Annotated in this window: 11 protein-coding genes and 1 pseudogene; 10 read left to right on the top strand and 2 right to left on the bottom strand. The window is 72.1% G+C overall.

Annotated elements, in window-relative coordinates; genetic code table 11:
• The 6 genes and pseudogenes from ACG2DA_RS11105 to ACG2DA_RS11080 all read left to right on the top strand — a co-directional run.
• Window positions 1-797, top strand: a pseudogene (locus ACG2DA_RS11105) (hypothetical protein); the annotation flags it as partial.
• A gap of 74 nt (window positions 798-871) precedes the next feature.
• Window positions 872-1,459 (top strand): hypothetical protein, encoded by a 588-nt coding sequence (locus tag ACG2DA_RS11100; protein ID WP_395255700.1) that lies wholly within the window; start codon window positions 872-874, stop codon window positions 1,457-1,459.
• 133 nt (window positions 1,460-1,592) lie between these two features.
• Window positions 1,593-2,009 (top strand): hypothetical protein, encoded by a 417-nt coding sequence (locus ACG2DA_RS11095; RefSeq protein ID WP_395255697.1) that lies wholly within the window; start codon window positions 1,593-1,595, stop codon window positions 2,007-2,009.
• A gap of 7 nt (window positions 2,010-2,016) precedes the next feature.
• Complete coding sequence (locus ACG2DA_RS11090; protein WP_395255695.1) at window positions 2,017-2,976, top strand: hypothetical protein; 960 nt, start codon at window positions 2,017-2,019, stop codon at window positions 2,974-2,976.
• Complete coding sequence (locus ACG2DA_RS11085) at window positions 2,973-3,512, top strand: hypothetical protein (RefSeq protein WP_395255693.1); 540 nt, start codon at window positions 2,973-2,975, stop codon at window positions 3,510-3,512. Before ACG2DA_RS11090 ends, ACG2DA_RS11085 begins: the two co-directional genes overlap by 4 nt.
• Window positions 3,513-3,594: 82 nt before the next feature.
• Window positions 3,595-4,467 carry a hydroxypyruvate isomerase family protein gene (locus tag ACG2DA_RS11080; protein ID WP_395255691.1) on the top strand — a complete coding sequence of 291 codons (873 nt, stop codon included), beginning with the start codon at window positions 3,595-3,597 and terminating at the stop codon, window positions 4,465-4,467.
• Window positions 4,468-4,666: 199 nt separating this feature from the next.
• Here ACG2DA_RS11080 and ACG2DA_RS11075 read toward each other — a convergent pair whose 3' ends face one another.
• On the bottom strand, window positions 4,667-6,046 hold the full coding sequence (locus ACG2DA_RS11075; protein WP_395255689.1) for a PQQ-binding-like beta-propeller repeat protein: 1,380 nt from the start codon (window positions 6,044-6,046) through the stop codon (window positions 4,667-4,669).
• Window positions 6,047-6,264: 218 nt separating this feature from the next.
• On the opposite strand from ACG2DA_RS11075, the gene ACG2DA_RS11070 reads away from it, so the two are divergent.
• The 4 genes from ACG2DA_RS11070 (at window position 6,265) to ACG2DA_RS11055 (ending at window position 9,287) form a co-directional block, all read left to right on the top strand.
• The gene (locus ACG2DA_RS11070) at window positions 6,265-6,576 is read left to right on the top strand and encodes a hypothetical protein (protein ID WP_395255688.1); all 312 of its coding nucleotides are present in this window, start codon (window positions 6,265-6,267) and stop codon (window positions 6,574-6,576) included.
• 44 nt (window positions 6,577-6,620) lie between these two features.
• On the top strand, window positions 6,621-7,757 hold the full coding sequence (locus ACG2DA_RS11065; protein ID WP_395255687.1) for a VWA domain-containing protein: 1,137 nt from the start codon (window positions 6,621-6,623) through the stop codon (window positions 7,755-7,757).
• A gap of 59 nt (window positions 7,758-7,816) precedes the next feature.
• On the top strand, window positions 7,817-8,005 hold the full coding sequence (locus ACG2DA_RS11060; protein ID WP_395255686.1) for a hypothetical protein: 189 nt from the start codon (window positions 7,817-7,819) through the stop codon (window positions 8,003-8,005).
• 97 nt (window positions 8,006-8,102) lie between these two features.
• Window positions 8,103-9,287: a hypothetical protein gene (locus ACG2DA_RS11055; protein WP_395255685.1), complete on the top strand. Its 1,185-nt coding sequence runs from the start codon at window positions 8,103-8,105 to the stop codon at window positions 9,285-9,287.
• Between the two features lie 40 nt (window positions 9,288-9,327).
• Here the strand turns inward: ACG2DA_RS11055 and ACG2DA_RS11050 are convergent, their stop codons facing one another.
• Entirely contained in the window at window positions 9,328-9,969 is a 642-nt protein-coding gene (locus ACG2DA_RS11050) for a hypothetical protein (RefSeq protein ID WP_395255684.1), read from the bottom strand.
• Window positions 9,970-10,017: the final 48 nt, after the last annotated feature.

Here is a 10,017-nt window from a genome sequence, read left to right as displayed (position 1 = left end):
CGGCGCCGGCGGGGGACCTCAACCCGGTCGGGCCGGACGGTAAGCCGGTCGCGGTGGTGCTGTTCGACATCGAGATCGAAGAGGAGGAGCCCTCGGCCGACGAGGCCGCGGAGGAGCGGCCGGTCGGGCTGTTCGACTCGGAGGCGCTGCAACTCGCGGAGGAGGCCGCCGCCCCGGCCGCCGGCCCGCGGTTCGACGACGCGGAATTCTTCGAGCCGGCCCGCCCGGCGCCCGTGCCGTCGGCGCCCGCCGGGCGGGCGACGCTCGCGCTGACGCCCACCCCGGCCGCCCCCGCCGGGCGGGCCTACCTGGAGTTCGCCCCCGTTTCGGCGCCGCCGGCCCGGCGGGAGCCCGCCGCCCCGGCCGCGGCCACGCCGGCCGTCGCGACGCCGGTCGTCGCGACGCCGGAGGTCGAGCTGCCGGCGGCGTTCGGGCGGTTCTGCCCGGTCGCGGTGCGGGACGACCGGCGACTCACGGAGGCGGACCCGCGGGTGGTCACGCAGTTCGGCGGGAAGACCTATCGGTTCTCCTCCCCCGTGGCCCGGGCGGCGTTCCTGCTGGACCCGGAGCGGTACCTGCCGGTCGCCGACGGCGGGGACGTGGTGCTCGCCGCCGCGGAGGGCTTCACCGTCCCCGGCCGGGTGGAGCACGCGGTGTTGTACGGCGGGCGACTGTTCCTGTTCCGCAGCGCCCGCACCCGGGACGCCTTCGCCCACGACCCGGGCCGCTGGGTGGACGCCGACGGACCCGTCGACCGCGGGGCGACCCCGATCTCTGCGGTTGGCGATCTCCGCTGACGCGGCCGGGGCGGGGCGGGGAGAGTGCGGCGGTCGTTTCCCGCTCCCCAGCCCGCCGCCCCGGAGTCGTCCTGATGCGTTCGCTGTTCGTCCCCGCCGCGGCGCTCGCCGCGCTACTGTCCGCCGCGCCCCTCCTCGCCGACGATCCGGAGGGCGAGGCGAAAGCGCCGGACCTTCGCGGCTCCTACAGAATCGTCGCCGGCGAAAAATTCGGCGAGCCGATCCCGGCGGAGCGGTTGAAGGACAACCGCGTGATCGTGACCTCGGACACGCTCGCCGTGGTCGATAAAGAGAGCCGGAATCTCTACGCCAGCGCCTACGAGTTGATGTCGGCGAAGGATTTGAAGCTGAAAAAGACGGACGGCGTGTGGTTCGCCGACCTCGTCAGCACGATCCCGGACAAGGGGTCCAGGGCGCCGGCGTTGATCCGCGTCCAGATGAAGAAGTCGCAGGAGGGCCGGGAGGACGCCGAGCCGGAGATCGCGGGACTCGTGCTGATTTATTCCCTCTCCGCGGACCGGCCGACGAAGTTCAAAACCGGCCCGAAGGATCTGCTGTTCCGTCTGCGGAAGATGACCGACCCGCCGGGCGACACCGGCAAGAAGCGGGCCGCCGACGCCCCCGCCGACCCGCAGCCCGAACCGCCCGCCGACGCGGAGTGAGCGACCGCCGCATGACCTCGCCCCGCCGGCCCGGCTAAACTCGCCGGGCGATGTCGACCGTCCCCCCGATCAAACCCCGTCCGCTCCTCCCGGCGGACGGGGGGGCCGGTTCGTCCGGGGCGGCGGGGGCGAGATGAACGTCGTCTACCGCTGGGCCTGGACGATGGCGGCGGTTGGCTGGACCGGGCCGGCGGCAAGTTACGTCGGCGTGCTGTCCGGCCTGCTGAGCGGGCAGCGGTGGGTCGGGTACGCCGTCGGCGGGGGGCTGTCGGCGCTGTCGGCGGCGCTGGGGTGGTGGCTGTCGGGGAAGGTGCGGTCGCGGCGGGTCTGCCTGTGGCTCATGCCGGCCGGGCTGCTGATCGCCGCCGCCGGCGGGCCGTGGGCCGCGGAGGTGTGGGAGGCGAGAAACGACCCGCCGTGGTTCGCCCCAATCGACGAACGCGTCGCCGGTCTCGGGACCGCCGGGCTGCTGTGGGGCGGGCTATACCTCGCCCTCGCCGGGGCCTGGGGCCGGTGGGGCCTGCACGCCGGCGACCGCGGGAGAGTATGAACGTTCCATGAGTTCGCCCCCGCCGCCCGTCCTCCCGCCGCCCGGCGCCGACCCTCTCGCCGACCCTCTCGCCGACCCGCCGCATCCGCATCCGCCGGGCCGGACGGCGGTGTGGGTGATCGGCTGCGCGTGCGCGGCGGCGCTGACGCTGCTCTCGGGCCTGTGGCTGACGTTCCTGGTGCAGGACGGGCGGCGCTCGTTCAATTACCCGTACCGGACCCGGGACCCGCTGAACGAGGAAACGCTCTGGGGCGTGTTGGCGGGACTGGCGGCGTTCGCCGGGTGGCAGGCCTGGCGGACGCGGGACCGATTGGCCGCGGTCCGCGAGCCGGCTGGGGCGGTCGCCCGGTGGGCCTGCGCGGGGGCCGCCGCCTACTGGGGCGCGGCGATCGGGCAGGCCGTGCGGGGGCAGGTGGAACCGGTGGGCGAATTGACTTTCGCCGTCTTCCTCACCGGGCCGGCGTGCGGCGCCCTACTGTGGGCGTGGGTCGCGGCGGCGTGCGGGCCGCCGGTTTATCGCCGGCCGCTGGCCCAGACCGCGGGGTGGGTCGGCGGGTGCGTGCTGGCGGCGCTGCTGACCTTCGGCCCGGCGCTGTTTCTGACGCTGTTGGAGGGAACCGCGGTCGGCGGCGTGCCGACGCTGTTGGTCGCCGGCGGCGGGACGCTGTTCGTGCTGGTCGCGGCGATCACGGCCGCCGTCCTCTGGCGGCACAGCGAACTGGCTCAGGAGCGGTTCACGCGGTGGGGGCAGATCGGGTTCGTCGCGTTCGCCGCGGCGACGGCGCTCCTCAGCCCGCTGCTGGCCCGGTTCCTCGGCGAGGCCACCTCCCGGGAGGAACACCTCGCCTACTTCTTCACCGCCTTCGTCGCGCTGCCGGCGCTGGGGTGCGGGGCGGCGGCGCTCGCCGGCCGCTGGGCCCTCCGTCAGGCGCCGGACGCTGCGCCCGAGAGCCCGACGTTCGCATGAGCGACCCGCCCGCGATCGCCCCCGGTCCGCCGCCGCCGGACCCGCTGCGGAAGATCGACCCGGCCCGGGAACCCGATCAGTCGGGCTGCTATCCGGGCTGCTGCGGGTTGGCGTGCGCCCTGTGGGCGGCGCCGGCGCTGGCGGTCACGGCGCTGTTCGCCGGCGAGGTGGGCGGCGCCGCCCTGGGGTGGGCCTTCCTGTTTCTCGGCGAACTGTCGGTCGGCGTCGCCGGGGCCTGGGCGGCGTTGAAATGGCTCACGGGGCCGGTCGCCCGGCGGCGGGCGGGACTCGCCGCCGTCGTTGCGGCCGTGCTGTTTGGGGCGGGGGCGATCGGGGGCTTCGTCGCCTCCGAGCGGGCCCAGGCGGCGGCCCCGCCGGACGCGTTCCTCGCCGGGGCGTTCGAAATGCTGGTGGCGATCACCTGCCTGCCGCCGGCCGCGGGCGGGGCGGCCCTCGCCCTGGGCACGGTCATCTTCACCGAGCCCGACCCGACGAAGCCCCTGGACGCTTCCTCCGACGACCCCGCCCCGGCGTGAGCGTCGGCGGCCCCGCGTCCCGTTGCGGCAGGGAACCCGGGGGCGAACAATCGGCGTTCCCTTTTCTCATCGGAACATTGCGATGCCCTCGCCCGCGTTCTCCCGCCGCTCCGCCCTCGCCGCCGGCGCCGCCGCGGCCGGCGCCCTCGCCGCCGCCCCGGCTCACGGGCGCCTCCAAGAAGAGGGCGCCTCCGCCACGGCCGGCCGGCTCAACCAATCGGTGTGCCGATGGTGCTTCCGGGGCATGAGCCTGGACGAGTTGTGCACGCTCGGTAAGGAACTCGGGCTGGTCGGCGTGGACCTGCTCAAGCCGGGGCAGGACTTTGAGACCCTCAAAAAACACGGCATGGTCTGCACCATGACCGGCTCCCACGCCCTGACCGACGGGCTGTGCGAACCGAAGTTTCACGACGCCTGCCTGGCGGCGCTGGAGGAGAGCATTAAGGCGACTGCCGCGGAGGGCTGGCGGAACGTCATCACCTTCTCGGGCAACGCCCGCGGGATGGACCGGCAAACCGGCCTGGAGAACTGCGCCAAGGCCCTGGAGCAGATCGTCCCGCTGGCCGAGAAGCACGACGTGACGATCCAGATGGAGCTGCTCAACTCCAAGGTGAACCATCCGGACTATATGTGCGACAACACCGACTGGGGCGTGAAGCTGGTCGACAAAGTCGCCAGCGACAACTTTAAGCTGCTGTACGACATCTATCACATGCAGATCATGGAGGGCGACTTAATTCGCACCATCAAGACGCACAAGGACGCCTTCGGCCACTACCACACCGCCGGCAATCCGGGCCGGAACGAACTGGACGGGACCCAGGAACTGCAATACCGCCCGATCGCCGAGGCGATCGCCGACACCGGCTTCGACGGCTACTTCGCCCACGAGTTTATTCCGAAGAACGACCCGGTGCAGGGACTCACCGAGGCGGTGCGGCTCTGCACGGTGTGAGGGCGCCGGCGTTCCCCCCTCTCCCTCGAGGGAGAGGGGCCGGGGGTGAGGGTGACGCGCGGTTCACACGCTTTCGCTCTTTGCGGCGACGCACAGGAGGGAGAGCGGGGCGGTCGGTGAACAGAACGCGGGAGTCACCGCCCCCTCACCCCCGACCCCTCTCCCCCAAAAGGGGAGAGGGGAGACCCGGAACCGGCCGTTACTTCGCCAGGTCGGCCCGCACCAGTTCCCTGTCGTTCCGCCAGAAGACGCTTCTCATCGCGTAGGCCGGGTGCACCCAGAGGACGCGGCGGTTGCCGGCGATCTGCGTGGGTTCGAGCAGCTTCGCCGAACCGTTCACCTCGGCCCCCTCCGCGGACAGCGACCCGCTCTGCAGCTCGCCGGTCTCGACGGCGAAGTAGGCGTCGGCGGAGTCGCCCAGCGGGGTGGTGAAGATCGTGCCCCAGTTGTTGGAGGAGTCGAAGAACTGGCGGTCCTCGGCGACCTGCTCGCCGGTCAGCGGGTCGGCGGCGACGTAGACGCCGTTGCGGGCCGGGCTGAACAGCAAGCCGTGCTCCCCGACGGTCGCTGCGTACACCGGGGTGTTCATCACCCCGTCCATCCCGGTTTGGGCGTCGCCCCGCCACGCCACCTCCGGCTCGGCCGTCGGGTCGTCGGCCAATTTCAACATCACGACGGCCTGCGGGTCGGTCGACATGCAGTAAAGATACTCCTCGCCCTCGACCACGGCCCGGATCGGGTGGGCGATGGACATATTGAACTTCACCGCGGCGGGCACGCTCCAGAACACCTCGCCGGTGGCCGGGTCGACGGCGTTGACGCTCTCGGCCGTCCAGGCCAGCACCATCCTTTTGTCGCCGGACTCGTACATCGCGGGAGGCGCGTAGCCGCATTCGTCCTCGGCGGTGCAGGCCTTCCACTTCAACTCGCCGGTCGTTTTGTTCACGCACAGCAGCGGGCCGTCGGCGGGGCCGGCGATCACGTACAGGTTCTCCCCGTCGACCAGCGGGTGCGAGGCGAACCCCCACTGCGGCACGACCGAACCGAATTTCTCCGTCACGTTGTAACCCCACATCTTCTCGCCCGTCGCCGCGTTCAGGCAGACGAGGTCCCCCATCGCCCCGAGGAAATAGACCCGGCCCCCCGGGAGACCGAATCCGCTGCGTTCGGCCTCCACCGTCGGCGTGACCCGCGGACCGGCGGGGTATTGGATTTTATAGGTGACCTGCGGGGCGTATTCCCAGAGGGTTTCGCCGGTCTCCGCGTCGAGGCAGAGCACGCGCTCCCGGCCGGCGAGGTCGGGGTTGGAAAACTGGTTCTCCGGGAACTCGCCGTCCTCGAGGACGAAGTCCGGCACGAACACCCGCCCGCCGGCGACGGCCGGGCCCGCGTAGCCGCCGCCGACCGGGACCCGCCACAGCTCCTTGGGCGGCGTTTTCGAAAAGTCCGTCGTCACGCCGTTTTCCCGGTACACGCCGTCGCGCTGCGGGCCGAGCCACTGCGGCCAGTCGTCGGCCGCGGCGGTCGGCAGGAAGGCGGCGCTCAGGCCGAGCAGCAGCGGGAAGGGGAGGGAACGCACGGCGGCCTCGGGGGTTTGGGGCGACGGGGGCGGGTTTCGCATCATGGACGGCGCCCCGCCCGCGGCAAGCGGGCGTCTGTCCGGGCGTCCGACCGCCCGTACAATCCTGTCCGATGCCCGACCGCACCTCCACCGCGCCCGCCCGTTCGCCCGAGCCCGCTGAACCCGGGCCTGTTGATCCCCGGGCCGTCGAAGCGGCTGGCCCGCCCGGGCCGCCGGTGACGGCCCCGGGGAAGGCGAAGGTGGTCCGCGGCCTGCTGATCGGCGGGGCGCTGGGCGGGGCCTTCGGGGCGCTGAACCTCACGGTCGGCGACGTGGCGGGAATCGACACCGGCGTCTCCATTGAGAAACCCGCCCCCGGCGAACCGGAGGAGCCCGGCGCCGACAACTGGCACGCCCAGGCCGCCCGCTACACCGGCTGGTGCGTGTTCGGCGGCGGCCTGATCGGCGCCCTCTCCGGCGGCGCCGCCCTGTTCCGCGACAAGCTCCGCGGCGGCGCCGACCGCCCGCCGCCCGGCTACGACGAATAACGCTTCCCCCGCAGTCCGCCCCGACCCCCGCCCGACCGCCCCCCGTGCCGAACTACGAATATCGCCCCTTCGACGGGTCCGAGGAGTTCAGCCCGCAGTCCGCGGACGCGGTCTTCGACCAGATCTCGGAATACCTCACCGATTTCGGCGAGGACGTGATGGAGAACTTCGAGCGGTGGGAGGAGGAGAATCCCGAACTGGTCGAGGCGCTGGTCAAACGCGGCCTCGTGGAAAAGGACGGCGAGGGCAAATACCGCGTCACCCCCAAGGGCATTCAGCGCGTCGAGAGCAAAGCCTTAGAAGAGCTGTTCGACGCCCGCGGCAAGGACAAGCTTGGCAAGCACGAGACCCGCCACCGCGGCGCCGGCCAGACGGTGCACGAGGAGACGAAGGCCTACGAATACGGCGACCCCGTCTCCAATCTGAACCTGCACGAGACGATGAAGAACGCGATGGTCCGCACCGGCGGCGGCACGCCGGTGGACATCGCCGAGGGGGACTTCGTCGTTCACGACAGCGAATATCAAACCGCCTGCGCCACGGTCGTGCTGCTCGATATGAGCGGCTCGATGAGCCGCTACGGCAAATACGGCCAGGCCAAGAAGGTGGCGATGGCCCTGCAGGGCCTGGTGCGGGGGAAATATCAGGGCGACTTCCTGCGGACCGTCGGCTTCTACACCTACGCCAGCCCGCTGAGCGAGAAGGAACTGCTGATGTCGGCCCCCAAGCCGGTCAGCATTTACGACCCGCAGGTGCGGCTGACCATCCCGCTGGACCGCCCGCCGGGCTTCGTGCCGGAGCACTTCACCAACATCCACGCCGGGTTGCAGTTCGCCCGCCGGATCTTGAAGAAGCAGCCGGCCGCGAATCGGCAGATTATCGTCATCACCGACGGCGAGCCGACCGCCCACGTCGAGGACCGCAGCATCAAGCTGATCTACCCCCCCAGCCCCCGCAGCGCCGCGGCGACGCTGAAGGAGGCCAAACGCTGCGCCAACGAGGGCATTTATATCTCCTCGTTCGCCCTGGTCGAAGATTATTTCTATCTGGGTCTGGTGAACTTCGTGCAGAAGATGGCCCAGGTGACCGGCGGCGTGGCCGCGTACTGCAACGCGGACGACCTCGGCAATATGGTGGTGGAGAGCTTCCAAAAAGGCCGCAAATCCAAGCGGGCGCTGTAGCCGGGCGGCCCCCTCCGCGGGGCGCCCTGCCGCACCTCGCCCGGCTCACGTCGTTGCAGATGTTGGACCTCTCCGGTACGCGGGTGACCGCCGCGGCGGCCGATCCGGCGTTCGACTGGCCGCCGGTGCTGGAATGGCTCGCCCTGCCGTGGGCGCTGATCGACGAGGACCCGCTGCTGGTTCTGCGCGGGTTCGAGTCCGAGCGCCGGGGCGGCCCGGAGTTCACGTTCGGCCCTCACCCGGAGTAACTCCCCGCCCGTTCGCCCGCGGCGCCGATTACTTAGACGGAATATTGGGACTGAAAATCCGACGATTTCGGGTGATCCGGGGGGCGGCCGGCGGCGTATGGTCTCCGCCATGTACGAACTCCCGCCCGCCGCCGGCTCCGAACCCCGCTCCGCCCGTCTGGCGCGGGCGGCCCGCCGGGGCGCGGCCTGGCTGCCCACGCCCTGCCGTCTGGAATGCTGGGTTCGTCGCCGTCCGCGGGCGGCCGGGCTCGGGCTGCTCGTCCTCCTGCTGTTGGGCGCCGCGACGTTCCGGCACACGGCGGCGGCGTGGCAGGGGCACGTCGCCCGCTACCAGGGGCACGCGGTCGACTTCGGGCACTACGTGAACGGCGACCTGCGGCGATGGGCGCCGCTGCCGAAGGACTTCGCGGCGTGGTTCACCCCGGTGGCGGCGACCTACCGGGGCGGCGACGGGGCGGCCGACACCGTGGGCGAGTTCCTCGACCGGCTGGACTGGATGCCGTACGTCACCCGGGTCGGGTTCGACCGGGCGACGCTGTCGGCGCAGCAGGCCGCCCGGGCGGCGGCCCGGCACACGCACCCGACGCTGGAACTGCGGGACTGCTACGTGGAGGCCGGCGGGCTGGAGCCGTTGCTCTCCAAGCCGAACCTCGTCCGCGTCTCCCTGCGGCGCTGCCGGTTGCCCGACGGGGAGCTGGCGGCGCTGGCGAACGCGGCGGGGCTGGAAGAACTCGACCTGACCGGCGGCCGCGGGGTGGGGGGCGCGTTGGCCGCCCTCGCCGGTCAGCCGTCGTTGCTGCGGGTGCTGGCGGAGGGGGCGGACCTGAACGACGCCAGTCTCGACGCCCTGATCCGCTGTCCGGCGGCCGTGGAGTTGAACCTCGCCCGGACGGACGTGACCGACGCGGGACTCGCCCGGTTGAGCGACGGCGGGGGGGCGCTGATGCGGCTCTCGTTGGCCCACACCCGCGTCTCCGACCGCGGGGTCGCCGCGATGGGGCTCCACCCGAAGCTGCGGGCGCTGGACCTGGCCGGCACCGCCGTGACGGACGCCGGGCTGTCGGCCCTGGTGCAGCTCTGTCCGAACCTCAACGCCCTCTCGCTGCGGGGCACCGACGTGACGGACGCGGGACTGGTCGCCCTGGCGGACCTGCCGCGGCTCGACGCGCTGGACCTGTCCGACACCGCCGTGACGGCCGCCGGGCTGGCCTCGCTGGACTGCGGCGGGTGCGGCGGGGACGCGATGGCCACGCTGCCCCCGCCGGAGTGTCCGGCCGGCTGAGCGCAGGCCGCCCGCCGCGCGGGGCGCTCGCCGGGGCCGCTCAGGTGTCGAGCTGCACGAACAGGGACCGGCCGCGGGCGACCATGTCCGCCACGGGGCCGAACAGGCCGAGGAAGAACTGCGTGGCGACCGCCTCGTCGTCCTCGTCCAGCCCCTCCGGGTCATATCCCGGCAGCGCCTTGGCGTGCGGCTCCACGGCCTTGAGTTGTTCGTGCAGCGTCCGCGTTTCGGCGGGCGTCATCAGGTGGTAGTAGCGTTCCAACTGGGACCGCTTCTCCGGCGGGCAGCGGAACCCGGAGCAGCCGAACGTCCGCTCGTCCATCAGCGGCGCCCCGTTCGCCGCGGCGAACTCCGCGCAGTCCCAGTAGATGCTCTCGTAGTCCGTGCACTCGAACCCGAGCCCGCACGCCTCGCCCGGCTCGTAAGTGAACGACCGAACGACGGCGTCCCACACCTGACCTTGCTCGTCGGACAAGTCCCCGTACCAGTCGGCCGCGGCGAGCCGCGTTTTGATCAACTCAGCGAGCGGGGCGACCGCCGTCGGCCAGCCGGCGTGCGCGAGGTCGTCGGCGTACTCCCCGGCGAGATGCTCCGCCAGCGCCGTCGCCTGGGCGTCGGTCGGCTCGGTGACGAGCTGCGTGAACGCCTCGCCGTCGAGCGAGTAGATGAAGTAGCCGGCCATTGGGGCGCCGTTCGAGAGGGACGGGGCAGTCGGGCGCGCAATCTACCG

Source organism: Alienimonas sp. DA493, assembly GCF_043951915.1.
Taxonomy (GTDB): Bacteria; Planctomycetota; Planctomycetia; order Planctomycetales; family Planctomycetaceae; genus Alienimonas.
This window is presented reverse-complemented; position numbering and strand designations above follow the sequence as displayed.

What these genes read in the sequence shown, in the direction of transcription:
- ACG2DA_RS11095 (WP_395255697.1), top strand. Translation starts at nt 1,593, where the DNA reads ATGAACGTCGTCTACCGCTGGGCCTGGACGATGGCGGCGGTTGGCTGG.
- ACG2DA_RS11100 (WP_395255700.1), top strand. Translation starts at nt 872, where the DNA reads ATGCGTTCGCTGTTCGTCCCCGCCGCGGCGCTCGCCGCGCTACTGTCC.
- ACG2DA_RS11085 (WP_395255693.1), top strand. Translation starts at nt 2,973, where the DNA reads ATGAGCGACCCGCCCGCGATCGCCCCCGGTCCGCCGCCGCCGGACCCG.
- ACG2DA_RS11050 (WP_395255684.1), bottom strand. Translation starts at nt 9,969, where the DNA reads ATGGCCGGCTACTTCATCTACTCGCTCGACGGCGAGGCGTTCACGCAG.
- ACG2DA_RS11080 (WP_395255691.1), top strand. Translation starts at nt 3,595, where the DNA reads ATGCCCTCGCCCGCGTTCTCCCGCCGCTCCGCCCTCGCCGCCGGCGCC.
- ACG2DA_RS11060 (WP_395255686.1), top strand. Translation starts at nt 7,817, where the DNA reads ATGTTGGACCTCTCCGGTACGCGGGTGACCGCCGCGGCGGCCGATCCG.
- ACG2DA_RS11090 (WP_395255695.1), top strand. Translation starts at nt 2,017, where the DNA reads ATGAGTTCGCCCCCGCCGCCCGTCCTCCCGCCGCCCGGCGCCGACCCT.
- ACG2DA_RS11055 (WP_395255685.1), top strand. Translation starts at nt 8,103, where the DNA reads ATGGTCTCCGCCATGTACGAACTCCCGCCCGCCGCCGGCTCCGAACCC.